The following is a 25,182-nucleotide window of genomic DNA, read 5'->3' as shown; positions in this document are numbered from 1 at the left end:
CATCCCGCGGTTCGCGGAGAACGGCGCCCCGGCCGGGCCCGCGTGCGGGAGGCGGGCGTGTCGAAGTCCGTCGTGCCATTCGTAGGGGTGGTACCTGGACGCCTTCCCGCTTCCCGGCGACTACCGTGAGCGCCTGCCAGAGCGCCGGGAGAGCGGCGCCGCCGACAGGAGGCCGGAATGCGGTTGACCATCGACGTCCAAAGGACCGCCACCGGTCACATCGCCGGGACGGTCGAATCCGACGACTCCGCGCCGCCCGTCCCCTTCCACGGCGTCATCGAGCTGGTCACCCTCCTGGAAACCCACCTGGACGGATGACCGCGCGAGGGGGCGCCGTGTGCCCGCCCGTCCATGACGGGCCGGGGAAACGTCCCGGGACGCCGCCAGGTGCCTCCCGGGTCCGCTCCCATTCCGGCGGTGCACGTTTCCTCACGAACCGGCGGGGCCGGGGTGGACCCGCCGGCACCACGACCGTTCCGGGGGACGGCCTCGCCGCGCGCCCTCCGGTGCCGGAGACGGTCGTCCACGGAGTGTCACGCCAGGGGGGAGAGCATCGGATGGGCACCACGTCACACCTCGGGAGGGAACGCCGGCGGCACCGCCGGCCGCCGGTCGGGGCGGTCGGGGCGGTCGCGTGAACGCCACCATGACAGCCTTCGTACCGCCGACCGAGAGCGGCCACGACCTGCTGGACAACTGGTTACGGCCGATCTGCGCGAGGCTGGGGATCCGCCTGGCGGTCGCCCTTCCCGGCGCGGACCGGGCCACCGCGCTCGCGGCGCAGCGGGCCTCGCCCTTCGTCGTGTGGGACTGCTCGGTCGAGGGGCCCGAGGACGTCTACGCGGCCTTCAACATGCGCGCCAAACTCGACCCCGGCAGCATCGTCCTCAGCCGCACCCCGCTGCCGCGCAATGTGCTGACCCGCGCCTGCCACGCCCCCGTCCACGGCGAGACCCTGGGCAACCCGGATCTGGGCGTGTGGCTGGAGCGGCGCCTGCGCCGCGTGCTGGGCACGGTCAGGACGCCCGCGCCGCGCCTGCCCGAGCCGCGGGAGCACTACTGGATGTTCGACGGCCCCGCCGACTACTTCCTCGGCTTCCACCACGAGCACCGGCAGGAGGCGGCGGAGTGGCGCGCGGCCTTCGAGAAGGCCCACTCGGTCACCGTCCGGACGGTGCCGCCCCGCGAGTACTCCTACCCCGCCGAGGTGGTCACGCGGCAGCAGATGTGGGAGGGCGTGGCGCGGCTGATGTACGAGGTCATCGCGACGGGCAGGGCCATCGTCCATCCCTCACCGGACTACTTCGCGTCGTTCTGGACCGTGAGCGAGCTGCTGGCCACGCTGTGGCTGCTGCCGCGCGGCTCCACACCGCCCATGATCACCTCCGCGTACGTCGCGCGGCGCTCGGGGGGCATCCGGCGGCTGGAGCACCTCACCGCCCGTGCCGTCCTGGGCGTCCCCCTGCTGGGCGACGCCCACGCCGACCGCTTCGCCAGGCTCATCAACCACTCCGACCCGATCACCGCCGCCCCGCGGGCCCGGACACCTCCGCGAGACCGGGGAGGAGAGGTCACCAAAACAGGGAGGCGCGTCGGCCACCACGATCCCGAACTCGCGACCTCGCGGTTCTGGGACGAGGTGCGGGTGCCCTGCCCGGTCTGCGCTCCCCGGGGCAGGTCCGCCGCGAAGGTCGACTGGGACCTGCACATGGACCTGTCGTGGGACGAGCGGGGCGTGGACCGGTACGGCTACTTCACCGCCCGGCGCGAGGACCTCGGCACGGGAGGGATCCGCTGCCCCGGGTGCCGCACCCACCTGAGGCTCGTCAACGAGCACGGCGTCCGCACGCTCTGGACGCCGATCCCCGAGGGGGAACCCGAACGGGACCGGCCGGTCATCCAGCGCGATCCCGTCTGGCAGGTGCTGCCGGACGGCCCTCGGGGCGCGGAAGCGCTTCACGAGAAGAGGGGCGTCGAGGCCGCCCGCAACTCCCGGGCCAGGAGGTTCTCCGCCGGGGCGAGATGGCTCTCGGCGCGCAGCTCCGTCTAGGAGAGCGAGAAGCCCCCCGGGCGCGCCACCCCGCGTTTGGGAGCGTTCCGGGACAACAGAAGACCTGATCATCGCGGCTGAAGGGCTTCGGTCCGGCGGAGAGGAGGCGAGACGGATCCCGTTGACATCGCTCAAGGAGAGTTCCCAATGCTCAAGGAGAACGGATGAACGCCACCCCTTTCCGGTCCACGGGCCGGAGCACCCGGGCGAGGCCCCGGTGAGGGCGGAGGACGGCGGGGGAGCCGCTCGCCTCCCCCGGGAACCGCGCGGGAAGCGGGCCGGATCCCCTCCCGGAGAACGGGCCGGATCCACGCCGGGGAAGCCGCCCGTGGAACCGGATTCCGGCGATGTCGCCGGTGTCGTCGGTGCCGCGGGTGTCGCCGGTGTCGCCGGCGTCCCGGGCACTCCCGGTGACTCCGGCGGGGCCGCGGAGCGCGAGCACCGCCTGGCCCTGTCGCTGAGCCGCCGCTCCAGCGGGCTCGGAGCCGCCGGACGCCACCGGGAGGCGCTCGCCGCGAGCGAGGAGGCCCTGGAGATCACCCGGCGGCTGGCCGAGGCCGACCGTGACGCCTACCTTCCCGACCTGGCCCTGTGCCTGGCCGGCGCGGCGATGCGGTACGTCCGGCTGGGCCGCAGGCACGACGCGGTCGACGCGGGGCACGAGGCGGTGGCCGTCAGGCGCGAGCTGGTGGAGGCGAGCCCCGGCGAGTACCTGCCCCACCTCGCGGGTTCGCTGAACGGCCTCGCCTGCGACCTGGGCCGGATCGGCATGCCCGAGGCCGCCCTGGACGCCGCCCGCGAGGCGGTCGGCATCTACGAGGGGCTCGCGGCCCGGAGCCCGGCGGCACACGAGCCGAGTCTCGCCATGGCGCTGCACACCCTGGCTCAGCGGACGGCGTCGCTGGGGCGGCTGGAGGAGGCCGTGCTCCACAGCACGAGAGCCGTCTCGATCCGGCGCAGGCTCGCCACGGAGAACCCGCCCGCCTACTCGGTGGCCTTCGCCACCGCGCTGCACGGCCTCGGCTGGCAGCTGGCCGCGCTGGGACGCCGCGAGGAGGCCATCGCCGCCTACGCCGAGTCGGTGACGATCCGCCACCGGCTGGCCCGCTCGGAGGACGCCCAGGCCGCCGACCACGACTACCTGGCCGCCGTGGCGGGGGAGTGGGCGGACCTTCTCATGGACGCGGGCCGCCTCCCTGCGGCCATGGAACCACTGGAGATCGCCAGGACCGCCTCCCTGCACGCCGGTGACACCGAACGGGCGGACCGCCTGGCCGCCCTGATGGAACGTGCCGGAAGCGGCCGCGCCTGAGCCTTCGGCTTCCGTACGGGCGAGCCGCCCCCGGCTCCCGTACGAACGAGGCTCGGCGGTGAGGACGGCATCCGCGTCCCGCGCGGGAGGAGGGGACTCGCGCGGGCCGGGCCCGCGTGCGGGAGGGGAGATCCGCACGCGGGCCGAGGGCTTGAGGGGGAGCCGTGAGTACGGTGCGCGGGCGGATCCGATTCACGTGCGGAGGGGAGACCCGCACGCGGGCCGGGGCGTGAGGGTTCGTGACCCCGGCCCAGATGACCCCTCCATCACCCAGGCCGGGGTCCTACCCGGCGGTGGGCCGGGTGCCCTGGCGGTCGCGGGCCGGGATCGGGCCTGTCACGCGAAGCATCCCGCCACGCCCTGGCGCGCACCCCGGTTGAAGGCGCCCAGGCGTTGCGCGGCGGTGCCGTGGTCGCTCACGTCGGTCCAGGGGGTTTCGTCGGCGTGCTTTCGCAGGGCCGCCGCGATCTCCTGGGTGTCACCGGTCTCGAAGAACAGGATGCCGTCCTCGGCGGCTCCGAAGAGCGACGCTCCGGCGAGGCAGTCGGCCTGGAGTTCGAGCTGCCGGGACAGCAGCCTCTGCGGAAGGCGGGCCTGGACGGCGTGACCCCATTCGTGCGCGATGATCAGGTAGACCCAGGCGTCTCCCTGCTGGTATCCCATTCGCATGAGGTCGACGTCCCACGCGACGAAGTCGTAGGGCGGCCAGCAGTACAGGGCGTTGTCATCGGGAAGGGGATATCCCTGGCACGCCGGAGCGTTGCCCCACGCGCCGTCGTACGCGCCGAGAACGCGCGGGGGTGAATACCTGCCGGGGAAGAACTCCGACCAGTGTGTCCACCAGAACCGGTTGATGACGTATTGGGCGCTGCGAATGTCCTCGTTGATGTCGTCGAGGCTTCTCGCGGCAGAGGTGCCCACCGGGGCGTTCTCGCTCGCCGTGGCGGTCGCGGTGCTCGTGGGGCCCGCGATCAGGGCGCCGGTGAGCAGTGCGACGAGTGCGAGACGAGTGGTTCTCCATCGTGAAGCGGCCATGGGCTTCTCCCCTGTCGCTGGCGGCCACATACCGGATGCAATGGTTTATCGCAGGGTTCTTTAACAGGGCAGGGTCACCATATGGGGAAAGGTAATACGAGAGAAGCGCTATCGCGAGATCATATGAAATATCGTGTTAATTCGCCTCTGGATTCAGGGGATTAGAGGCACGTCGTAATCGACGCGAAGCGGGAGCGGTCTCCGGAGCGCCTCTCCCGTGACCGTGACCTCCGGGCGGAGACGGCCGGTCCCCTCAGCGGGGACGACGGCCGGCAGACGGGTCCGGCGGGCCTCGCGACCGGCGCCGTGACCCCGGGGAGTCTCATCCCGTCCCGACGCGCCGGGGCGGTGTCCGAATACGTTCGCCGGCCCGGCGGGTCACCCGGAAAGCGGCCTCGATGATCGAGACATGTGCTCGGCGCCGGCCTTGATGGCTTCGCGGATACGGAAGTAGGTCCCGCAGCGGCAGATGTTGCGCAGTTCGTCGAGGTCGGCATCGGTGATCTCGCGGCCTTCGGCGGCGACGCGGCGGACCAGCGCCACGGCGGCCATGATCTGGCCGGGCTGGCAGTAGCCGCACTGGGCGACGTCGTGGTCGAGCCAGGCCCGCTGCATGGGGTGCAGGCCCTGGCCAGCCGTCGCCGCGAGCCCTTCGATGGTGGTGACCTCGTCGGCCGGCCGGAGGTCCTCGACGGGGATCGCGCAGGGGTTGACGGCCTTGCCGTTGATGTGGCTGGTGCAGGCTTTGCAAACGTTGATACCGCAGCCGTACTTGGGTCCGGTGATGCCGAGGATGTCGCGCAGAACCCACAGCAGGCGTACGTCGCCGGGGACGTCGACGGTGACCTGCTCCCCGTTGACGCGGAAGGTGTACTCGGGCACTCAGATCTCCTCGGAAAGGCCGTCGGTCGGAGATGGGGGTATGGGCGGGATGGTTGGTTTGGGGGTGAAAGAGAGCGTGCCATGGTTGATCGGGAAGCTGGTGGGCATCGTGCCGGTCGCCCTGCCGTACGCGCAGGCGACCGCGGCCATCGAGGCGGCGACGCCCAGCTCGCCGGCGCCTCCGGGCTGGTCGGAGGCGCTGGGCATGATGATGATCTCCAGTTCCAAAGGGGTGTTCCACTGCCGGGTGTAGAAGTAGTTGTCCCAGCTCGCCTCGAGGAAGTGGCCGTCGCGCAGGTGCAGGCTGGAGGTCAGCGCCAGTGCGATGCCGTCCGTGATGCCGCCCATCATCTGCGCCTCCAGGCCGCGCGGGTTGACGGCCAGGCCGACGTCCACGGCGAACACCACCTTGGTGACGCGAGGACCGGTGACGCCGTCGCGGATGGGGCGGCCGACGGTTTCGGGGCGGCAGTCGATCTCCACCAGGGCGGCGCTGACGGACTTGTACTCGGCGTGGAAGGCGATGCCCTGCGCGCAACCCGCGGGCATCGAGCGGCCCCAGGCGCCCGCCTCGGCCACCTTGGCCAGCACGGCCCGTGAGCGGTCGTCGCGCAGGACCCTGTGGCGGAACCGGTACGGGTCCTGGCCCATGCGAGAGGCGAGCCGGTCGGTGATGAGCTCCCTGGCGCAGGTGACGTCGGGCGAGTAGACGTTGCGCATGCTGCCGGTGTTGAAACTCCTGTCGGTCTCGCCGAGCAGCTGGCCGCCGACGCCGAAGTCGTACGGCATGGCCGTGCTGAGGTGGAAGAACGTCTGGGAGAAGCCGATGTCGCCCACGGGCAGCCGGGCGGCCATGGCGGTGATGATCTCGCCGAGCCCGTGGCTGAGATCCGTGGCGACGCTGGTGTGCCGCTGCTGGTAGCTCAGCACGGTGCCGCCGAGGTAGGAGGCGCGCACCCGCGACGTGGCCATCGGGTGGGCGCGGCCCTGGCGGGAGTCGTCGGCGCGGTGCCACATGAGCTTGACGGGCTTGCCGATCTTCTGGGAGACCTCGGCGGCTTCCAGCGCGGCGTCGAAGAACAGCTTGCGTCCGAAGGATCCGCCGCCTTCGGTGACGTGCACGGTGACTTTGCCCGGAGGCAGGCCGAGTTTGGCGGCGATGGACTGCTGGGCGACGATCGGTGATTTCAGCGACGACCAGATCTCGGCGCGGTCGGACCGTACGTCGGCGATCGCGCAGTTGGGTTCGAGCGCGCTGTTGCCGCGGAAGTGGAAGGTGAACGTGGCTTCCACGACCGGGGTCGGCGGCCTGAGCCCGATCGGCAGCTCGGCGGCCCGCAGCGCCCGGAGCACGCTCTCGTCGGACTTGCCTTCCGCGGTGCCGGGTCGCCAGGAGACTCGCAGGGCACGGACGGCGTCGACGCACTGGCCGAACGTCTCGGCGCGCACCGCCACCCCGGTGGAGATCACCATGACGTCGGTGACGCCCGGCATGGCACCGACCTCGGCGAGGTTGGCCACCGAGCCGACCTTGCCGTTGATGGTGGGCGGGCGGCACACCATCGTCGGCTTGGCGTTCGGGACGTCGAGGTCCATCGTGAACTTCTTGCGCCCGGTCACCGCGTCCAGCGCGTCGATCCGATTGTGCGGTCTGCCGATGACGGTGAAGCTCTGGCGTGGCGCGAGCTCCACGGCCACCTGCCGGGTCCGCGCCGAGGCGGCCTTCGCGGCGAGATCGCCGATGTCGATACCCGAGATCAGGCCGTCCTTCAGCGTCAGGTCCTTGGCCGCGACGCCGAGTTCGGCCGCGGCGGCCGCCAGCAGGCGGAGCCGGGCGACGGCGGCGGCGACCCGGATCGGGGTGTAGGTCGCGAACGTCGTGTTCGATCCGCCGGTGAGCTGGTTGAACACCAGCTCGGGCCGGGCGTCGGCCAGCGTGACGCGGACCCGGTCCAGGGGTACGGCCAGCTCCTCGGCGATCAGCATGGCCGTCGAGGTGGTGATGCCCTGCCCCACCTCGGCCCGCGGCAGGGCGAACGAGACGGTGCCGTCCGGGTTGACCTCGACCGTGATCAGGCCGGAGGTCGGCAGCGCCGCCGCGGTCATCAGGTCGTTGAGGTCGAGCAGTTGCCCGGCCTCCGCGACCGGCTGTCCGGCCTCCGCGACCGGTGCCAGGCCGAGTTCGGCGGCGGCCACCAGGGTCGGGGCCGCCACCACGTACCCGAGGAATCGCCGTCGTCCGATGGCCGCCATCAGCCGGGACGGTTGGTCGTGGGGATCTCGATCTTGGTCTCCTCGCCCTTGGTGAGATAGAACATGATGTACCCGCGCACGGCTTCGTCAATGAGCCAGGCGGTCTCGGGCACCAGCGGAAGCGGGACGAGACCCTCGCGGAATCTCACCAGGATCGGCCACGCGGTGGAGACCAGCGGGCCCCACACCGGCTCACGCCTGATGTCGTCCCAGTCCGACACCTGGTCGCCGACCAGGTAGCGGGCGAACGCGTTGACCAGGGGCCGGCTGATGCCGGCGGGGCTGGTCTGCTCGGCCAGCTGGCCCAGCAGGATGTCGGTCAGGATCACACCCTCGGGGGTCGGCCCCATGTTGCGTGGCAGGATCTGGTCCGACTGTGCGTTGGCCGCGTCCCAGGTGGAGGGGATGTACTCGTCCTTGATACCGAGCATGTGCGCGGTCACCTGCCACACGTGCAGGTAGGCCTCGGCGTCGGCGGCCGGGATCCGGACCCTCCATTCGCGCATCTTGCGCATGGCGTACGTCGGCAGGGTGTGCCAGGTGACCAGCATGTCCTCCTGGCTGATCGGGATGTCGCCGGTCCAGTGCGGAGACTGCCGGAGCAGGTGCCGTACGGCGGCGTGCACCAGCCGGGTCTTCACGGCCTCGACGACGCACGCGCCGTCGGGCCGGTAGGCGTTCAGGGCTCCGACGGCGAATCCCAGGATGCTGGTCTTGGCGACGCGATCTTCCATGTCCGCGCCGCCCTTGGAGTAGTAGACGGCGCGAGCCTCCTTGGGGATGGCGGTGCTCAGCATGCCGCCGCCCAGGCCGTTGAGCAGGTTGAGGTAGATGCCCCTGGACTTGTTGAACTCGGCCGCCGCCTCCAGCTTCGCGCGGTCGGCCCACGACGGCAGCTGACGCGCCGTCTCCATGAACGCTCGCAGGTCCTCGGGCAACCCGGCCGGCAAGGGCTGATCGTTTCTCGTCCAGTTCCACAGGAGCCGGTTGACCTCGGGTACGGCGCCGCGGTCGATCAGTGAGGCGACCAGCGGGTCGGCCTCCTCGTCCCACACCCACCTCGGATCGGCGCCGGCGCCGTGACCGGCGACCGAGCCCCTCGGCGCCCAGGTCCAGGGCGTGGCGTGCGCCGGTGAGGACATACCCAGCGCTCCGAGCGCCCCCAGAGCCCCGCCCGAGATCAACATCTTGCGTCTGCTCAACTCCGCCATGCGCGGAACCCCTCTCAGGACGGGCGGTTGGTGTCGGGGATCTCGATGCTGATCGGCCGCGCCTCGGACACGAAGAGCAGGGCCGCCTTGCGCAGGAACTCGTCGAACAGCCAGTACGCCTTCGGCGCCAGCGGGAAGGGCAGCAGTCCTTCGCGGACGGCGACGAAGGGTCCCCAGGACACTCGCAGCAGCGGGTCCCAGACCGGCTCCCGGGGAATCCTCAGCCAGCCGGCGATCTGATCGCCGAGCATGAAGCGCGTGAACGAGCCGAGGATGGGCTTGCTGAGGATGCCGGCGTCGACGGGGGTGCCCAGGCTGAGGAGGATGTCGGCCAGATCGATGCCCTCCGGGGTCGGCGCCAGCACCGGATCCAGCACCTGCTCGGCCTGGGCGTTGGCCTCGGCCCAGGAGGAGGGGATGTACTCGTCCTTGATGCCGAGCATGTGCGCGCCCAGCTGCCACGAGTGCAGGAACGCCTCCGACTCGGCCGCGGGGATCGGCACCTTCCATTTGACCAGCGTCTGCATGACGGTCGTGGGCAGGCTGTGCCAGGTGACCATCATGTCCCGCTGACTGATCGGGATCTCCTCCTCGGCCACCCGCGGCCAGTGCGGCGACTGCGGCAGCAGGTGCCGCACGGCCGCGTGGACGAGCCGGGTCTTGACGCAGGTCACGATCATTTCGCCGTCGGGCGCGTAGGCGTTGCGGGTGCCGATGTCGTAGCCCAGCTTGGCGGTCTTGGAGATGCGGTCCTTCATGTCCGCGCCGCCCTGGGAGTAGTAGACGGCGCGTGCCTCCTTGGGGATGACGGTGCTCATCATGCCGCTGGCCAGGCCGTACAGTACGCCGAGGTAGAGGCCTCGCTTCTCGTTGAACCTGAACGCGGTGGCGAGCTTGCCGTGGTCGGCCCAGGCGGGCAGCCGGCGGGCCTGTTCCATGAAGTCGCGCAGGTCCGCGGGGAGCCCGGCGGGTAACGGCTGGCCGTTCTTGGTCCAGGTGCGTAACAGCTCGTTGACCCTGGGCACGTCGCCCCGGTCGAGCAGCGAGGCGACCAGCGGGTCGGCCTCCTCGTCCCAGACCCATCGCGGGTCGGTGCCGAGCCCCGTGCCCGCCACCGAGCCCTTGGCCGACCACGTCCAGGCGTGGGCGGGGGCGGCGACGCTCAGCGCGCCGAGGGCGCCCAGCGCTCCTCCCGCCATGAGCACCCTGCGCCTGCTGGGGTTGTCCATGCCGTCCTCCTTCTGCTGATACAATGAAACACGTGACGCATCCCCGTATCACCACGATGAAAGCACAGTGTGAGGGGCGTCACAAGACTGGGGCACAATCAATCGCAGGAGGTGATCGTGGAATCCGCGCTGTCCGTACTCATGACCCCGTCGGACTCGAAGTCGTTGCTGGAGCGTGCCTACAGTGACGCCGTCGAACGGGTCGACGACCGGGACGAGACCCGTGCGCGCATCCTGGATGCGGCCTACGAGCAGTTCTGCCGGATGGGCATCCGCCGCTCCACCATGGAGGACGTGGCCCGGCGGGCCCAGGTCTCGCGGATCACCGTCTACCGGCGCTTCGCCACCAAGGACGTGCTGGTCGAACACGTGGTGCGGCGCGAGTTCCGCCGGTATTTCGACCAGTTTCTCGTCGACATCGAGCAGGCCGGCACGGCCGCCGATCGCGTGGTCCTGGGCTTCGTGAGCTCGCTGCGCGCCATCCGCGACAACCCGCTGATCGGCGGCCTGATCGCCGTGGAACCCGACCTGCTCGTGCCCGCCATGATCACCGATGAGGGCCGGACCCTCGCCACCGTACGCCGGTTCGTCGCCGGCCAGCTTCGCCGCGAGCAAAACGCGGGGCACGTCTCCGGCGACCTGAACACCGACATCGTGGCCGAACTGATGGTCCGGATCTCCACCTCCTTCCTGACGATCCCCAGCCACGTCATCGACCTCGACGACGACGAGCAGCTGGCCGCGGTGGCCCGGCAGTTCCTCGTCCCCATGCTGGAACCGGTCCGCTCCCCGGACTGACCGCCGGGACCGCCGGGACGGCCGCGGGCGGTTTCACCCTCGTCTCCCCGCCTGATGAAGGGGCGGCCGTACGGTGTGACCCCGCGCTCCCGGCGGTCGTTCCGAGTTCGTCCGCGAATCAGGCTCCCGGGCGGAGCGCTCGGGAACCGGTGTGTCAGGTGGCCGGGGGAGCGGAGCTCTCGCGGACGACGAGGTCGGTGGAGAGCTCGACCCGGCTGGGCTCGGGGGACTCGCCGCGGGAGATGCCCAGGGCCATGCGGGTGGCGAGGAAGGCCATCTCCTCCAGGGGCTGGCGGACCGTGGTGAGCGGCGGCCAGGCGGACCTGGACAGGGGCAGGTCGTCGAAGCCGACGACGCTCAGGTCGTCGGGGACGCGCAGCCCGCGCTGCCTGGCGGCCTCGAAGACGCCGAAGGCCTGCAGGTCGCTGCCGGCGAAGATGGCGGTGGGCCGGTCGGGCAGCGAGAGCAGGGTGTGGCCGTGGTCGTGGCCGGAGCCGACGAGGAAGTCGCCGTGCAGGATCAGCGCGGGGTCGACCTCGACCCCCGCGGTCTCCAGCGCGGCCCGGTAGCCGTCTATGCGGGCGCGACTGCACAGCACGTCGGGCGGACCGCCGATCATGCCGATCCGGCGGTGCCCGAGCTCCAGGAGATGCCGGGTGGCGGTCAGGCCGCCCTGCCAGTTGGTCGCGCCCACCGAGGCCACGCCGGGGGCCGGCTCGCCCTCGGGGTCGACGACCACGAAGGGGATCGAGCGGGCGTTGAGCCGGTCGTACCGCTGCGCGGAGAGCCGGGAGCCGACGATGATCACACCGTCGGTGCGGCGGGCGGCCAGCCGGTCGAGCCAGTCGCGGCCGGGGCCCGCGCGGGTGTGCAGGACGGAGATCACGATGCTGGCCTCGGCCTCCGCGGCCGCGTTCTCCGCTCCGCGGATGAGCTCCATCGCCCACGGGCTCTCCAGCTCGGCGAAGATCAGGTCGATCAGGCCCGCCGGACCGTCGGCGCCGGTCGCGCGCCGGGTGTAACCGTGCTCGTGGAGAAGCCGCTCGACCCGCTTGCGGGTCTCCGGCGACACCTCGGACCTGCCGTTGATCACCTTGGAGACCGTGGGGGCGGAGACGCCCGCCTCCTCGGCGATGCGGGCGATGGTCACCCGGGGCTTACCTGGCATGCCCGGCAGCATATCCGAAACCTTTCGGGGAGTGGCCCGGTGATCCGGGAACACCCTTTCTCCCATTCCAGGGTGGTTCGCCGGGCACTCCGCCCATGCTCGCGCGTTCCCTCCGCACCCTGGCTGAAAAATTTTTGTGATCGGCAGAAATGTTCACCGCATCGCGCCGCAGGGGACGACGGGCCCTCCGGTCCGGGCGACGGCCCCCGCTACCGGGGCGGTTCCGCGGAGAGGGAACGCCCGGAAGCGGCGCCCGCCTCCCGCAGGGCGGTGAGGAGGGCGAGCGGTGTCGCGGCGGCCCAGGCCTGGGGGGAGGACGAGTGCGGGTAGGGCACCGGGTCGGGATGCTCGTCGCGCCCGTACCCGGCCATGACCTCGGGCAGCCGCCAGCCGTGCCCGGCGGCCGCCAGGACCAGGCCGTGGGCGACGGCCCGCGCCTGCTCGGTGAGCCCGCACCGCGCCAGGCCGAGCACGATGACGGCGTTGTCGTGCGGCCAGATGCTGCCCCGGTGGTAGGAGAGCGGGTGATAGGGGACCTGGCCCGAGGCGAGCGTGCGGATGCCGAAGCCGGAGAAGAAGTCCGGCCGCAGCAGCCGCAGGCCCACCGCCCGCTCCTCCTCCGGTGCCAGGATGCCGGACCACAGCAGGTGCCCGGCGTCCGAGGCGAGCGTGTCGACCTGCCGGCCCTCGCCGTCCAGGGCGAGCGCGGGGAAGGAGTGGCCGGGCATCCAGAAGTCGCGGCGGAAGCGGTCTCGCAGGTCCGAGGCGGCCTCCTCCAGGTCGGCGGCCCAGCGAGGGTCTCCCCACACCGTGCGGGCGAGCCGCGCCGTGCGGACCAGGGCGTCGTAGGCGTATCCCTGGACCTCGCAGACCGCCAGGGCGCCCTCGGCCCGCGCGCCGCCGGAGAAGCGGATGGCGTCGGCGGAGTCCTTCCAGTTCTGGTTGACCAGGCCGCCGCCCGCGCCGTCGGAGGTGTAGCGGAGGTATCCGTGCCCGCCGAGGCCGCCGTCACGGAACATCCACTCCACCGCCGCGCGCGCCTGCGGTTCGAGGCGCCCGGCCAGGCCGGTGTCGCCGGTGGCCGTGGCGTGGGCCTCCAGCAGCACCAGGAACAGCGGGGTGGCGTCGACGCTCCCGTAGTAGCGGCCGTAGGGAACCTGCCGGAAGTGCGCGAGCTCGCCGTGCCGCACCTCGTGCACGATCCTCCCCGGCTGCTCCAGGCGCGCCGGGTCGTCGCGCGTCCCCTGCACGGCGGCCAGGGCGAGCAGGGTGTCGGCGGCCAGGCCGGGCCGGTAGGGAAGGGCGAAGAGCGAGGTCAGCAGGGAGTCGCGGCCGAACAGGCTGAGAAACCACGGGATGCCGGCCGCGGGCACCCGCAGCGCCTCGCCGCCGGGGCCCGAGGTGGGGACGCGCAGCCGCGCCAGGTCGGCCAGCCCCTGCTCGCAGGCCCGGCCCAGATCCTCCCAGGTGGTGAGGTCGCGGGGACGGGGCCGTGCGCCGACGAACTCGCCGGTGTCGGCCTCCAGCCGTTTCCGCACGGTGCCGGGGGAACCGGGTGGGGACGGTTCCCCCGTACCGTGCGGGACGGCCAGGGCGGTGAGCCTCAGGTCGGCCGTGCCGTGGGCGGGCAGCGCGAACCGCCAGGTCAGAACGCGGGCAGTACCGTCGCCCTCACCGCTGCCGCCGTCACCGCCGCCACCGTCGCCGTCGGCCGGGCGGGTCCGGTGCGGCGGCGGCGCGGCGGCGACGGTGGTCCGCGAGGACCAGGTCTCACCGCGCCGGTAGTGGAAGGCGACCCCGTCCGGCGTGTCGCGCGCCGTGCGCAGCGCGCCGGGTTTCTCGTACGCGCGCTGGTCGGCGCGCAGCTCGAACTGGTCCGCGAAGTCGGCGTCCACGTGGAGTTCGAGCTCCACGACGGTGGGCTCGCCGCTGTTGCTCACCAGCCGGACGTGTTCGGTGAGGGCGCCCTCGGCCACCGCCTGCCGCCGGAAGACGGTGTAGGCGGGAGGGTGGTCGCGGGTGCCGGCCGGGGTGAGCACGCAGCCGTCGTCGGAGGAGGTCAGCAGCGTCAGCGGGACCGGTGCCGCGCCACCCGCGGTCAGCAGCCACCGGCTCAGGTGCCGGGCGTCCCTGACGAACAGCCCGTCCGTCGCGGGGCCCCGGGTGCCGTGCACGTCCCCGTGGGCGGTCACGGCGGCGAAGGTGCCGCTGTTGACCAGCAGGCGGCCGGTGCTCATCGGGCGGAGCCCTCCTCGCCGGACAGGTCTTCGGGCGCGCCGCCGGACCCGTCGTCCCCGGACGCGTGGAGCAGATCCAGGGCCAGGGCTGCGGTCCAGCTGAAGCGCCGGATGCCGCGCCCCTTTCCGGTGTACGGCTCCAGATACTCGGCGAACCCGGTGCGGTCGGCGGCGTCCAGGGTCTGCGCGCGCAGCCGGCGGGCCGCACCGGCCTCGCCGTGCCGCGCGAGGCCGCGGTGGATCAGCCAGGTCGTGTTGAACCAGCTGGGACCGCGCCAGTAGCGGTTGCCGTCGAACTCCTTCGCCGTGAGGTCGTAGCTGGGCACGAGATGGACCTGCCCCAGGCGGAAGCGCGGTCCGCGGGCGGTCCGCACCAGGGCCGCCGCGACGTCCTCCGGCAGACCGGGGACGATCAGCGGGATGAGCCCGGACACGCCGTACCCGGCGATGGGCTCGCCCGTCACCAGGTCGCGGGGGAGGAAGACGCCGGCGGCCGGGTCCCAGAGCCGGTCGAGCAGGGCGCCGGTCGCCGCCCCGGCCCGCCGCCGGTGCGCCCCGTCGTCCGCGCCGACCACCCGGGCGATCGCGGCGAGCGCGTGCTCGGAGGCGATGAGCAGGGCGTTGAAGCAGGGGTCCTCGACGGCGAAGGCGTGCGGGGTGCGCGCGTCGTCGTAGGCGTGGTCGCGGTAGGTCGCGGCCAGGCGCACGTACCGCGCGTAGTCCAGGTCGGTGGGCCGGTCGGCGGGGGAGCCGTGGTCGAGGTCGGCCCGGCGGAAGGATTCCCGCGGCGCGGGTTCGACCCTGGCCAGTGCCGCGTCCCAGCTCGGGCTGTTGTCCAGCCCCGGCTCCCACGGGTGCGTCACCGCGGCCAGCCCGCCGCCGCCCAGGTCCCTGGAGGTGGCCAGGTAGCGGTGCCAGGCGGCGAGCCGGGGGTAGACGCGCGGCAGGAAACCGCGGCGCCGCGATTCCGCGGGGTCGGCGAGGTGCACCAGCCAGGCGGCCAGGGCGTGAACGGGCGGCTGGACGATGCCGGACGTCTCGACGGTGGAGGGCGCGCCCGCGACCCGGTCCGTGCCGGAGGAGCGCCAGAAGTCGGGGCTGGGGAAGTAGGCCCCGAGCGGTACGGATGGGTTGAAGACGATGTGCGGGATCCGGCCGTCGCCCCACTGCGCGCCCAGCAGCGTCTCCAGCTCGCGCTGGGCCCGGCGTGGGGCGACGTGGCGCAGCCCGATGGCGACGAAGGCCGAGTCCCAGCTCCACTGGTGCGGGTACAGGGCGCGCGAGGGAACGGTCGCCGCCCCGGTCCAGTTGCCGAGCAGGACGTGGGTGGCGGCCCGGCGCAGGTGGTCCCGGCGGCCGGTGCCGGGGGCGGCGGCCGCTTCGAGGAGCGCCGTCATCCGGCGGGCCGATGCGGGAGGGAGGCGCGCCGCAGGAAGGGCGGGATCGAGCGCACGGCCTGGACCGGGTCCCCGGTCGTCCGGCACTCGACGGCCAGGTAGCCGTCGTAGCCGGCGGCGTCCAGGGCGCCCAGCCAGGCGGGCCAGTCGAGGTGGCCCGCTCCGGGCTGCATGCGGTTGGAGTCGCTGACCTGGGCGTGCCCGATCAGGGACGCGACGGCGAGGATGGCGGCCGAGGGGTCGGCCTCCTCGATGTTCATGTGGTAGCTGTCGATGCCGATGCGGACCGAGTCCAGGCCGACGGCGCGGATCAGGTCGGCGGCCTGCTCCAGCCGGTTGACCATGTGGTCCTCGTAGCGGTTGAGCGGCTCCAGGAAGAGCGTGACGCCCTCGGAGCGGGCGTGCTCGCCCAGCTCGGCGAGCCCTTCCAGCAGCACCTCGCGGTCCCGCTCCTCGCCGCGCGGCGGGTCGAACGGAGGCAGCCGCCGCGAGAACATGCCGTACGAGGCGGGGGTCTGGGCGCCGAGCCCGCCGAGCTCGCCGATGACGGACAGCTGTGACTTCATCTGCTCGATGGCGTCACGGCGCAGGTCGTCGTCGAAGGCGCCGAAGAAGTGGAGCATGTCCACGCACACGGTCGGCATGACGACACCGTCGGCCCGGGCCTTGCGCAGCTCGGGCAGCCGGTCGCGGAAGTGGAGGCCACCCTTGCCACGCAGCTCGACGGCGTCGTAGCCGGCGTCCTGCGCGAACTCCCACTTCTCCTGGAGTGTCTCACCGGGGAGCAGCTGCTCCTGGCAGGCGATCTTGAACATGTTCGTCAGCCCTCTCAGAACTCCAGGACGACCTGGAGCGCGTCGGCGGGACGCTCATCCAGGAGGACGTATGCCTCGGCCGCGTCGGCGACCGGTACGACGTGGCTCACCAGTGACTTCACGTCGACCTGTCCCTCGGCGACGAGCCGCAGGAAGGTCCGCTGGAGCCGGTCCACGCTCCAGCGCCCGGCGAGCTGCGGCGGGACCCCGCCGATCTGGGAGGAGACGAGCTGCACGCGGTTGTGGTGGAACTCGTCACCGAGCCGCAGCCCCACGCCGTCGCCCTGGTAGAAGCCCGAGGCGACGACGCGCCCGCCCACGGCGACCGAGCGGACGGCCTCGTGCAGGGCCGGGTACGTGCCGCTGATCTCGATGGCGACGTCGGCGCCGAGCCCGCCGGTGGCCTCGCGGATCAGCTCCGCGACGGTGTCGGTGCGCGCGTTCAGGGTGCGGACGGCACCGTACTCCGCCGCTTTGGCGAGCCGGGAGCCGAGCGTGTCGACGGCGGTGACGCGGGCGCCGCTCAGCTCCGCCAGCCGGGTGGTGAGCAGGCCGATCACACCCTGGCCGAAGACGGCGACGTCCTCGCCGAGGTGGATGTCACCGGCGAGGACGGCGTTGTACGCGATGGCCCCGACCCGGGCGAAGGCGCCCGCGAGCGGGGCGAGCCCCGAGGGGAGGGCGTGGCCGACCATCCGCTCGACGGGGACGACGCCCTCGCCGCGGTGTCCCCAGATGCCCCACACCACCTCGCCGGTTTCCGGCAGTCCGGGCGTGCCCGCGAGTTCGGGGGAGACCTCGACGACCTCGCCGACCTCGGAGTAGCCCCAGCCCGCCACCGGGTAGGAGATGCCGGGCCCCGCGTCGCGGAAGATCCTGGCCTCGGGGTCCCAGGTGCGGGTCAGGTAGGGGTTGGTCCCCCGGTAGGCGGTGAGCTCGGTGCCCGCGGAGATGCCGGAGTACAGGGTCCGGACGCGCAGGTGGCCGGGAGGCAGCGGGGGTGATTCGGCGGTGGCGACCTCCACCTGGCGGGGGCCGGTGAACTGGACGACGCGTTCCACGGAAGCTCCGGAAGATCGTTTTTGTGTATCTGTTGGTCAGATATGGCTGGCTTCTGTCGAAGATAGTCCAAACTTAGGTCTTGTCAATAAGCAAAAGTGGTGCTCTGATGCATCACGTACGTAACACGGCGGCAGTGAGGAAGATCTATGCGCAGGCGGTCTCGAAGGTCGAGGACACTGGCGGCCGCTGTGGCCGCCGCGCTGGGGATCGGGCTGATGTCCGGTTGCGCGCGGGGTGAGAGCGCTCCGGACAACAGGATCACGGTCTGGAGCCTGGAGAACCTCACCCCACGCGTCGAGGCGACCAAGAAGATCGTCGCGGCGTTCGAGAAGGAGAGCGGCGTCCAGGTCGAGCTGGTCGGCATCGACGAGGGCCAGCTGCCGCAACTGATCATGTCCGCGGCGGCCGCGGGAACTCTTCCCGACGTCATCGGCGGCGTCCCGCTCGCCCCGGTCTGGCAGATGTACACCAACGGCCTGCTCGACACCGCCGCCGCGGGCAGGATCGTCGAGAGGCTCGGCGCCGGGACCTTCAACCGCAACGCGCTGACGCTGACCGACGACCGGTCCACCCGGCTCAGCGTTCCCAGCGACGCCTGGATGCAGATCCTCGTCTACCGCAAGGACCTGTTCGCCAAGGCGGGGCTCGCCGTCCCCGACTCCTACGACAGCATGGTCCAGGCAGCCAAAACCCTGAACGGCGCCGGCAACAGCGGCATGTCGCTCGCCACCGACCCGAGCGACGTCTTCACCCAGCAGAGCTTCGAGGACATCGCGCTCGCCAACGACTGCCGCCTCGTCGGTGCCGACGGCCGGGTCGGCCTCGACAGCCCCCAGTGCGTCCAGGCCTTCACCACCTACCACCAGCTCGCGGCCGACTACGGCGCGGCCGGCACCCAGAGCGTGGACTCGACCCGCGCCACCTACTTCGCCGGCCGCTCCTCGATGATCGTCTGGTCCACCTTCCTGCTGGACGAACTGGCCGGCCTGCGCGCCGACGCCCTGCCCAGCTGCGAGCAGTGCGCCGCCGACCCGCAGTACCTCTCGGAGAACAGCGGGGTCGTCACCGCCCTGAAGGGCTCGGACGGCGCGCGGCCCGCGCAGTTCGGGGAGATCGCCTCCTGGGTGGTCACCCGGACCGCCGAGACCGCGGCCGCGGAGAAGTTCGTCGAGTACATGATGAGCGGCGGGTACGAGGACTGGTTCGGCATGGCGGCCGAGGGCAAGATCCCGGTCCGCGATGGCACCGCCGAGGAGCCCGACAGATACCGCAAGGCCTGGCGGGCCAGCGACATCGGCGTCGACACCAGGAAGCCCATGCAGTCCGTCTTCTCCGCCGAACTCCTCGACGCGCTCGCCGCGGGCGTCAGCGACATGAAGCGCTGGGGCATCACCGAAGGCCAGGGCGCGCTGGTCGGCGCGACGATCGGCGAGCTGCCCATCCCCAAGGCGGTCGGCGCCATGACCTCCGGCCAGATCTCCCCCGGCGAGGCCGCCAAGGAGGCCGCCGAGGAAGTCAGGGCCCTGCAGAAGTCCCTTCAGTGAGCCGTCCCCGGTTCCGTCCCCCTAGGAAGCCGTGATGAGCACCGTGCAAGACGCCGAGCAGCGCCCGTCCCCCGCGCCGGACCCCGGGCGGCGGTCCGGGCCGCGCCGAACCCTCACCCTGGCCCAGCGTGAGAACCGCGCCGGGATGACCTTCGTCTCACCCACCGTCCTGGTGGTCGCGGTCGTGGTCGTCCTGCCCATCGCCTGGACCGTGCTGCTCGCCTTCCAGCACGCGCGGCTGGTCGACATCCAGAGCATGGACTTCCTGTCCAACTGGACCCTGGACAACTTCGGCGAGGTCTTCACCTCGCCCGGCTTCTGGACCTCGCTCTGGACCACCCTGGTCTACACGGCGGGCAGCACCGTCGGCTCGATCCTGCTCGGGCTGGTCGCCGCACTCGCCCTGCGCCGGCCGTTCCGCGGCCGGGCGCTGTTCCGCGGCTCGATGCTGCTGCCCTACGTCGCGCCCGTGGTGGCCGTCACGTTCGTCTGGGAGATCGCCCTCAGCCCGCAGTTCGGCATCGTCAACGAGTGGGGCGGCAAGCTGTTCGGCTGGGACGAGCCGCTGGCCTTCCTGTCGACCCGCTCGCACGAGGTCTCCATCCTCGGCTGGCAGGTGGAGCTCCCGCTCGCCCTGCTCACCGTCATCGCCTTCGAGATCTGGCGCTACTTCCCGTTCGCCTTCCTCTTCCTGCTGGCCCGACTCCAGGCCGTCCCCGCGGGGATAGAGGAGGCCGCCACCGTGGACGGCGCCACGCACACCCAACGCTTCCGCCACATCCTGCTGCCCCAGCTGATGCCGGTGATCGCGCTGCTGTCGGTGCTGCGGTTCATCATGACGTTCAACAAGTTCGACGACGTCTATCTCCTCACCGGAGGCGGCTCCGGCACCGACGTCGTCGCCGTGCGGGTCTACGACTTCCTCACCGCCCGCTACGACGTGGGGGCGGCGGCCGCGCAGGCCCTGGTCCTGGCGGTCATCCTCGCCGTGCTGCTCGGGATCTACTTCAAGTTCTTCGCCAAGAGGGTCCAGGAGGAGGCGTCATGAGCCGCGCACAGACCGAACAGAGGATCTTCGGGGTCCTGCGCTGGATCGTGATCGTTTTCCTCGCGATCATCACCCTGTTCCCCTTCTACTACATGCTCGTCCTCTCGGTGAAGCCGATCGACCAGCTGCTGCTCGACCCGGGCCGGATCTGGGTGGACCTGTCCGAGCTCACGTTCAGCACGTACCAGAACGTCCTGCAGTCGGTCGACGACGGTGGCCAGGGGTTCGTGAGGATGCTCGGCAACTCCGCGCTCGTCGCCCTGGCCACCGTGGCGCTGACCCTGCTCGCGTCGGTGCCCGGCGCCTACGCCGTCAGCCGGCTCAGGTTCTTCGGCGGGCGCCAGGTCAGCGCGGTGTTCCTGGCCGTCTACCTCTTCCCCGCCACCCTGCTGGCGGTCCCGCTGTTCGTGATGTTCGCCAGGATGGGCCTGCAGGGCAGCCTGTTCGGGCTGGTCATCGTCTACATCGCGCAGACCGTGCCGGTCTCCATCTACATGCTGAAGAACTACTTCGTCACCATCCCCAAGAGCGTCGAGGAGGCCGCCGCGCTGGACGGCTGCTCGCGGCTGCAGACCGTGCGCCGGATCGTGCTGCCCCTGGCCGCGCCCTCGCTCATGGCGACCGGCCTGTACGTTTTCATGATCGCCTGGAACGAGTTCCTCTTCGCCCTGCTCTTCCTCGCCGCGGTCCCCGACAGCTGGACGGTCTCGCTGGGCCTGCAGCAGCTCGCCAACGGCATCGAGGTTCCCAAGACCGTTCTCATGGCGGGGTCGGTGGTCCTCACGATTCCCGTGGTACTTCTTTTCTACGCCGCTGAGAGACTCCTTACCGAAGGCCTCACCAGCGGTGCGGACAAGGGCTAGGCAAGGAGAGACACACCGGATGGCAACCCCCTGGAGCACCGCGGGCCACCTCCTGGAGCTGGTTCGCACCGGACAGGCGCGCACCCGGGGCGAGCTCCAGCGCGTCACCGGCCTGTCCCGCTCCACCGTCGGCCAGCGACTCGACCAGCTCTTCGACGCGGGGTGGCTGCGCGCCGTCCCCGGCGGGCAGTCGACCGGGGGGCGCCCCTCCAACCTGCTGGAGTTCGACACCCGGCACGCCGTGGTCCTCGCCGCCGACCTGGACGCGACCCACGCCCGCGCCGCCGTCATGGACCTGGCGGGCGAAGTCCTGGCCGAGCGCGCCGAGGCCCTGCCGATCGAGGACGGCCCCGAGATCGTCCTCGACCGGCTCGGCCTGTGGTTCGCCGATCTGCTGACCGCGACCGGGACCGCTCCAGAGGCGGTCTGCGGGGTGGGCCTGTCACTGCCCGGACCCGTCGACACCTCGTCGGGAAGGGTCGTACGACCGCCGATCATGCCGGGCTGGGACGGCTACCCGGTTCCCGAGCGGATGCAGCGCGCGCTCGCCGGGCACGCCGGGGTGGACGCCGCCGTCCCCGTCCTGGTCGACAACGACGCCAACCTGATGGGACTGGGCGAGCAGCGCCACTCGTTCGCCGACTGCTCCGCGTTCGTCCTGGTCAAGGTCTCCACCGGCATCGGCGCCGGTGTCGTCGTCGACGGCAACGTCTTCCGCGGCATCGACGGCGGCGCCGGAGACCTCGGCCACATCCGCCTGCACGACCAGTCGGAGGCCCGCTGCATGTGCGGCTCGTACGGCTGCCTGGCCGCCGTCGCCAGCGGCCGCGCCCTGGCCGGGCAGCTGGCCGCCCTCGGCGTGCCCGCCCAGTCGGGCGCGGACGTCCGTGCCCTCCTCGACGCGGGTTCCCCCGACGCCGGGCGCCTGGCCCGCGAGGCCGGACGGCGCTGCGGGGAGGTGCTCGTCACCGTCGTCACCCTGCTCAACCCCGGCGTCCTGATGATCGCCGGAGATCTGGCGGAGACCCACTTCGTCACCGGGGTACGCGAGCTGCTCTACCAGCGCGCCCTGCCCCGGGCCACGCGCAACCTGCAGGTCGTCACCTCCCGGCTCGGCGACCGCGCCGCGCTCGCCGGCGCCACCGCGATGGTGGTCGAGCACCTGTACGCACCCGACCAGGCCGACGCCCGCCTGGCGACCCGCCCGCACCACCGCTCACCCGTCGGAGACCACTCATGAACAGCATCGCGCCCGTCGAGGTCGGCCTGATCGGCGCCGGCCCGTGGGCCCGCACCATGCACGCCCGGATGCTGGCCGCGGGCCCGGAGACCCGCCTCTCCGCCGTCTGGGCGCGCCGCGACTCCGCCGCCAGGGAGATCGCCGAGCCGTACGGGGCGGTCGTCGCCGGCACGCCGGAGGAGCTGTTCGACCGGTGCGAGGCCGTCGCGTTCGCGGTGCCCCCCGCCGTCCAGGCGGACCTCGCCGTGCGCGCGGCCAAAGCGGGCAAGGCGGTGCTGCTGGAGAAGCCGCTGGGGCCCGATCTCGCGTCGGCGCGCGCGGTGGCGGAGGCCGTCGCGGTGGCGGGCGTCGTCTCGCAGATGGTGCTGACCAAGCGCTACCACCCCTCCACCCGCGACTTCCTGCGCCGCGCGGCGCTGCTGGAGACGACCGGTGCCCGCTCGTGCTACCTGCACGGCGCCTTCCTCGGCGGGGAGTTCGCCACCGGCTGGCGGCTGGAGCAGGGAGCCCTGCTCGACCTCGGCCCGCACCTGCTGGACCTTCTGGAGGCGGCGATCGGTCCCATCACCGGCATCCGGGGGACGGGCGACCCGCGCCGCTGGGTGGAGCTGACCTGCGAGCACGAGAACGGCGCCGTCAGCCAGGCGTCCCTGTCGGGCAGCGTCCCGCTGTCTCGGGCACGCACCCGGATCGAGCTGTTCGGACCGGAGGGGGAGCTCGCCTTCGACACCTCCGGCATCGACCACGAGGAGTGCTGGCCCATCCTGCGCGCCGAGTTCGCCGCCGCCGTGCGGTCGGGCCGCTCGGGCGAGCTGGACGCGGCCAGGGGCCTGCGCCTGCAGGAGCTGATCGACGCCGCGACACCGCGCTGACCGCGGTCACCTCCGCCGTGCCGTCCGGGAGGTCGCCGGGGTTTTCTGCCGTGCCGTCCGGGAGGTCGCCGCGGCCGTCCGCCGCGCCGCCCGGAAGATCGTCGGGTCGCCCGCCGCACCGGCCACGCCCACCGTGCCCGGCCGGGTGAAGAAAAGGTCGTGCCGGTTCGTATAGCTCTGGCAATATGGATCCACGACCGGAGCTTTACATGGATGCATGGGAGCCGCGGTGAGCGATGACCTCGACGCGCGGGGGGCGGGCCTGCCGGCCGAGGCGCACGCGTTCCCGGATTCCGCCACCATCCGCCGCGTCACGGCGAGAGACCTCGCCACCCTTCCCGCCGCGCGCCGGGCCCTCCCGTACGGGCCCCCGCCCAAGTCCGGGGGGCGGGCGCCGGTCCGTGCCATCGGAGACGCGTGGCCGGACCCGGCCGGAATCGGGACGGCCGCGAGCGTCCTGAAGGCGCCCAGAAAGAACGTTGATCGGCGGCGTTTCCTCTCCCCTTCCCTTCCTGAACAGTTATTTACTTACCACAAGAACAAGGGGATTCTATTTATATAGTTCCATACAGGCTCGGAAGGGAGATTCGGCATGGCTGGGGATGAGGTCACGCGGTTGCGTGCCCTGCGGGCGGAGATGACCGGCACCGACGGCGAAGCCGGGTGGCGCCAGGCTCTCACCCAGGCGATCCTGGGCCGGTGCGCCGACGAGGGCGCCCCGGGCACCGCGAACCCGGTGGATCTCGACGAGGCGGCCGAGCACGCGGCCTGGCTCCTCGCCCACGACTGCGACCAGTGGTCCTTCGCCCTGGTGGGACGGGTGCACGAGGTTCGCTGGGAGGCCTTGGGCGACCCCGCCGATCGTGACGTCGCCATCACCATGCTCTCCGAGGCGGACGACCTCCGCGAGGAGAACGCCTGGTTCAGCACCGCCGACCACGAGGCCCTGGCCGAGTTGCTGCTGAGCCGCCACGCCGACCGGGGCGTGCCCTACGACCTGGACCTGGCGGTCGACCGGCTCAAGGTGGCCCTGCGCGAGTGCGACGACCGGTGGTCGGCCCTCTACCTGCGCTACCGGCTGGGCACGACGCTGGCCCTGCGCGTCACCCGTCCGGGCGCGGGCCACGCGGATCTCGGCGAGGCCGTCGCCCTGCTCGAAGACGTGCTCCCCGACCTGCCGGAGGGTGACCCGGCCACGCACCAGGCGACGTTCGCCCTGGGCGGGCTCCTGCGGAGCAGGGGACTCGCCGACGGCAACGCCGCCGACCTGGAGCGGGCGGCGGGGCACTTCGGCCGGTTTCTGGAGGCCACTCCCGACGACGACCCGCTCTGGCCGAAGGCGGCGCACGACCTGGCCAGCACGCTCACCCACCTCGGCGAGACGTCGGGAGATCCCGCGCCGCTGGGCCGCGGCCTGAGTCTCCTGGCCAGGATCCACGCCACCGCCGACAGGAAGGCCGCCGTCGGAGCCGCCTGGGATCTCGCCCTCGCGCTGGCGACGCGCTCGGAGAGCCCCGGCGGGTCGCCCGCCGACCTCGACGCGGCCGTCGAGTGGACCCGCCGCGTGCTCGGCGAGCCGGGTCTCGCCGAGCGCAGGGAGAGCCCCACCGTGGCCGGCTGCCACTCCTACCTGGGCGTCCTGCTCATCGTGCGGAGCCGGACCGGCCTGACGGCCGACCTCGGCGACGACGGCGCCCTGCTCGCCCTCCGCCTCCGCCGGCGGCTCTCCCCGAGAGGGCAGGACGACCTGGACGCCGCGCTCCGGCACCTGGAGGCGGCCGTCGTGCTCGATCCCGGCGACGCCGGATCCGCCGTCCTGCTCGGCCTGGTGCGGCTGGCGGGCGCCGCCGGGCCGGCCGACCGCGCGGCCGCTCTCCTGGAACGCGCCGCCGCGCGGCTGGCATCCGGCGATCCCGTGCGGTCCCGCCTCGGAGGGCTGGCCGTCCTGCTCCGCTCCGAGCCCGTCCCCGAGGCCCGGCCCGGACACGACAGCCTCGTCGAGCACCTCGCCAGGGCCGTGGCCGGCCTCGACATCGGTCACCCGTTCCGCCCCGCCGTGCTCGCCGCGCTGGAAAGCGAGTCCGCCCGCTCCGTCACCTCGATCTGACAACGGGCACCGGTCACGGACCCGCGGATGACCTCGGCGGCGACCCCGGCCCCCGCGCC

At 72.2% G+C, this 25,182-nt stretch carries 20 protein-coding genes; 10 read left to right on the top strand and 10 right to left on the bottom strand.

Annotation, left to right across the window (positions count from 1 at the left end):
• Positions 1 to 177 precede the first annotated feature (177 nt).
• The 3 genes from ACSDR0_RS33875 (at position 178) to ACSDR0_RS33865 (ending at position 3,362) form a co-directional block, all read left to right on the top strand.
• A complete protein-coding gene (locus tag ACSDR0_RS33875; RefSeq protein WP_329082214.1) occupies positions 178 to 318 on the top strand; it encodes a hypothetical protein in 141 nt (46 codons plus the stop codon).
• A gap of 328 nt (positions 319 to 646) precedes the next feature.
• Positions 647 to 2,050: a hypothetical protein gene (locus ACSDR0_RS33870; protein ID WP_435293001.1), complete on the top strand. Its 1,404-nt coding sequence runs from the start codon at positions 647 to 649 to the stop codon at positions 2,048 to 2,050.
• Positions 2,051 to 2,378: 328 nt separating this feature from the next.
• Positions 2,379 to 3,362, top strand: coding sequence for a tetratricopeptide repeat protein (locus ACSDR0_RS33865; RefSeq protein ID WP_435293000.1), 984 nt, complete (start codon positions 2,379 to 2,381; stop codon positions 3,360 to 3,362).
• Positions 3,363 to 3,698: 336 nt separating this feature from the next.
• On the opposite strand, the gene ACSDR0_RS33860 is transcribed toward ACSDR0_RS33865, so the two are convergent.
• The 5 genes from ACSDR0_RS33860 to ACSDR0_RS33840 all read right to left on the bottom strand — a co-directional run bounded on the left by ACSDR0_RS33860 (position 3,699) and on the right by ACSDR0_RS33840 (position 9,972).
• Positions 3,699 to 4,397 carry a neutral zinc metallopeptidase gene (locus ACSDR0_RS33860; protein WP_435292999.1) on the bottom strand — a complete coding sequence of 233 codons (699 nt, stop codon included), beginning with the start codon at positions 4,395 to 4,397 and terminating at the stop codon, positions 3,699 to 3,701.
• A 378-nt stretch (positions 4,398 to 4,775) separates the two neighbouring features.
• Positions 4,776 to 5,279 carry a (2Fe-2S)-binding protein gene (locus ACSDR0_RS33855; protein ID WP_435292998.1) on the bottom strand — a complete coding sequence of 168 codons (504 nt, stop codon included), beginning with the start codon at positions 5,277 to 5,279 and terminating at the stop codon, positions 4,776 to 4,778.
• Complete coding sequence (locus ACSDR0_RS33850) at positions 5,280 to 7,532, bottom strand: molybdopterin cofactor-binding domain-containing protein (protein WP_435292997.1); 2,253 nt, start codon at positions 7,530 to 7,532, stop codon at positions 5,280 to 5,282.
• A complete protein-coding gene (locus ACSDR0_RS33845) occupies positions 7,532 to 8,743 on the bottom strand; it encodes an oxygenase MpaB family protein (RefSeq protein ID WP_435292996.1) in 1,212 nt (403 codons plus the stop codon). The genes ACSDR0_RS33850 and ACSDR0_RS33845 overlap by 1 nt, the downstream gene beginning before the upstream one ends.
• Before the next feature lie 14 nt (positions 8,744 to 8,757).
• On the bottom strand, positions 8,758 to 9,972 hold the full coding sequence (locus ACSDR0_RS33840) for an oxygenase MpaB family protein (RefSeq protein ID WP_435292995.1): 1,215 nt from the start codon (positions 9,970 to 9,972) through the stop codon (positions 8,758 to 8,760).
• Between the two features lie 141 nt (positions 9,973 to 10,113).
• On the opposite strand from ACSDR0_RS33840, the gene ACSDR0_RS33835 reads away from it, so the two are divergent.
• Positions 10,114 to 10,770, top strand: coding sequence for a TetR/AcrR family transcriptional regulator (locus tag ACSDR0_RS33835; protein WP_435293040.1), 657 nt, complete (start codon positions 10,114 to 10,116; stop codon positions 10,768 to 10,770).
• Positions 10,771 to 10,924: 154 nt separating this feature from the next.
• Here ACSDR0_RS33835 and ACSDR0_RS33830 read toward each other — a convergent pair whose 3' ends face one another.
• The 5 genes from ACSDR0_RS33830 to ACSDR0_RS33810 form a co-directional block, all read right to left on the bottom strand.
• Positions 10,925 to 11,938 (bottom strand): LacI family DNA-binding transcriptional regulator, encoded by a 1,014-nt coding sequence (locus ACSDR0_RS33830; protein ID WP_435292994.1) that lies wholly within the window; start codon positions 11,936 to 11,938, stop codon positions 10,925 to 10,927.
• Between the two features lie 209 nt (positions 11,939 to 12,147).
• A complete protein-coding gene (locus ACSDR0_RS33825; RefSeq protein ID WP_435292993.1) occupies positions 12,148 to 14,175 on the bottom strand; it encodes an amylo-alpha-1,6-glucosidase in 2,028 nt (675 codons plus the stop codon).
• Positions 14,172 to 15,572, bottom strand: coding sequence for an MGH1-like glycoside hydrolase domain-containing protein (locus ACSDR0_RS33820; RefSeq protein WP_435292992.1), 1,401 nt, complete (start codon positions 15,570 to 15,572; stop codon positions 14,172 to 14,174). Before ACSDR0_RS33820 ends, ACSDR0_RS33825 begins: the two co-directional genes overlap by 4 nt.
• Positions 15,569 to 16,387, bottom strand: a complete 819-nt coding sequence (locus ACSDR0_RS33815) for a TIM barrel protein (RefSeq protein ID WP_435292991.1) — start codon at positions 16,385 to 16,387, stop codon at positions 15,569 to 15,571. The genes ACSDR0_RS33820 and ACSDR0_RS33815 overlap by 4 nt, the downstream gene beginning before the upstream one ends.
• 14 nt (positions 16,388 to 16,401) lie before the next feature.
• Complete coding sequence (locus ACSDR0_RS33810) at positions 16,402 to 17,448, bottom strand: zinc-dependent alcohol dehydrogenase (RefSeq protein WP_435292990.1); 1,047 nt, start codon at positions 17,446 to 17,448, stop codon at positions 16,402 to 16,404.
• Positions 17,449 to 17,595: 147 nt separating this feature from the next.
• On the opposite strand from ACSDR0_RS33810, the gene ACSDR0_RS33805 reads away from it, so the two are divergent.
• The 6 genes from ACSDR0_RS33805 (at position 17,596) to ACSDR0_RS33780 (ending at position 25,123) form a co-directional block, all read left to right on the top strand.
• On the top strand, positions 17,596 to 18,993 hold the full coding sequence (locus ACSDR0_RS33805; protein ID WP_435292989.1) for an ABC transporter substrate-binding protein: 1,398 nt from the start codon (positions 17,596 to 17,598) through the stop codon (positions 18,991 to 18,993).
• Positions 18,994 to 19,027: 34 nt separating this feature from the next.
• A complete protein-coding gene (locus ACSDR0_RS33800; RefSeq protein ID WP_435292988.1) occupies positions 19,028 to 20,041 on the top strand; it encodes a carbohydrate ABC transporter permease in 1,014 nt (337 codons plus the stop codon).
• A complete protein-coding gene (locus ACSDR0_RS33795; RefSeq protein WP_435292987.1) occupies positions 20,038 to 20,904 on the top strand; it encodes a carbohydrate ABC transporter permease in 867 nt (288 codons plus the stop codon). Before ACSDR0_RS33800 ends, ACSDR0_RS33795 begins: the two co-directional genes overlap by 4 nt.
• Before the next feature lie 19 nt (positions 20,905 to 20,923).
• Entirely contained in the window at positions 20,924 to 22,144 is a 1,221-nt protein-coding gene (locus ACSDR0_RS33790) for an ROK family protein (protein ID WP_435292986.1), read from the top strand.
• Positions 22,141 to 23,016, top strand: a complete 876-nt coding sequence (locus ACSDR0_RS33785; RefSeq protein WP_435292985.1) for a Gfo/Idh/MocA family protein — start codon at positions 22,141 to 22,143, stop codon at positions 23,014 to 23,016. Before ACSDR0_RS33790 ends, ACSDR0_RS33785 begins: the two co-directional genes overlap by 4 nt.
• Before the next feature lie 592 nt (positions 23,017 to 23,608).
• Positions 23,609 to 25,123, top strand: a complete 1,515-nt coding sequence (locus tag ACSDR0_RS33780; RefSeq protein ID WP_435292984.1) for a hypothetical protein — start codon at positions 23,609 to 23,611, stop codon at positions 25,121 to 25,123.
• Positions 25,124 to 25,182 lie beyond the last annotated feature (59 nt).

The organism is Streptosporangium sp. G11, from assembly GCF_051192615.1.
Classification (GTDB): Bacteria; Actinomycetota; Actinomycetes; order Streptosporangiales; family Streptosporangiaceae; genus Streptosporangium.
The sequence above is the reverse complement of the archived record's forward strand: the minus strand, read 5'-3'. Positions and strand labels throughout refer to the sequence as shown.

Bases quoted from the DNA above. Each gene is read 5' to 3' on its own strand.
- ACSDR0_RS33875 (WP_329082214.1), top strand. From the start codon at position 178: ATGCGGTTGACCATCGACGTCCAAAGGACCGCCACCGGTCACATCGCC.
- ACSDR0_RS33870 (WP_435293001.1), top strand. From the start codon at position 647: ATGACAGCCTTCGTACCGCCGACCGAGAGCGGCCACGACCTGCTGGAC.
- ACSDR0_RS33860 (WP_435292999.1), bottom strand. From the start codon at position 4,397: ATGGCCGCTTCACGATGGAGAACCACTCGTCTCGCACTCGTCGCACTG.
- ACSDR0_RS33850 (WP_435292997.1), bottom strand. From the start codon at position 7,532: ATGGCGGCCATCGGACGACGGCGATTCCTCGGGTACGTGGTGGCGGCC.
- ACSDR0_RS33845 (WP_435292996.1), bottom strand. From the start codon at position 8,743: ATGGCGGAGTTGAGCAGACGCAAGATGTTGATCTCGGGCGGGGCTCTG.
- ACSDR0_RS33840 (WP_435292995.1), bottom strand. From the start codon at position 9,972: ATGGACAACCCCAGCAGGCGCAGGGTGCTCATGGCGGGAGGAGCGCTG.
- ACSDR0_RS33835 (WP_435293040.1), top strand. From the start codon at position 10,114: ATGACCCCGTCGGACTCGAAGTCGTTGCTGGAGCGTGCCTACAGTGAC.
- ACSDR0_RS33830 (WP_435292994.1), bottom strand. From the start codon at position 11,938: ATGCCAGGTAAGCCCCGGGTGACCATCGCCCGCATCGCCGAGGAGGCG.
- ACSDR0_RS33825 (WP_435292993.1), bottom strand. From the start codon at position 14,175: ATGAGCACCGGCCGCCTGCTGGTCAACAGCGGCACCTTCGCCGCCGTG.
- ACSDR0_RS33820 (WP_435292992.1), bottom strand. From the start codon at position 15,572: ATGACGGCGCTCCTCGAAGCGGCCGCCGCCCCCGGCACCGGCCGCCGG.
- ACSDR0_RS33815 (WP_435292991.1), bottom strand. From the start codon at position 16,387: ATGTTCAAGATCGCCTGCCAGGAGCAGCTGCTCCCCGGTGAGACACTC.
- ACSDR0_RS33805 (WP_435292989.1), top strand. From the start codon at position 17,596: ATGCGCAGGCGGTCTCGAAGGTCGAGGACACTGGCGGCCGCTGTGGCC.
- ACSDR0_RS33800 (WP_435292988.1), top strand. From the start codon at position 19,028: ATGAGCACCGTGCAAGACGCCGAGCAGCGCCCGTCCCCCGCGCCGGAC.
- ACSDR0_RS33795 (WP_435292987.1), top strand. From the start codon at position 20,038: ATGAGCCGCGCACAGACCGAACAGAGGATCTTCGGGGTCCTGCGCTGG.
- ACSDR0_RS33790 (WP_435292986.1), top strand. From the start codon at position 20,924: ATGGCAACCCCCTGGAGCACCGCGGGCCACCTCCTGGAGCTGGTTCGC.
- ACSDR0_RS33785 (WP_435292985.1), top strand. From the start codon at position 22,141: ATGAACAGCATCGCGCCCGTCGAGGTCGGCCTGATCGGCGCCGGCCCG.
- ACSDR0_RS33780 (WP_435292984.1), top strand. From the start codon at position 23,609: ATGGCTGGGGATGAGGTCACGCGGTTGCGTGCCCTGCGGGCGGAGATG.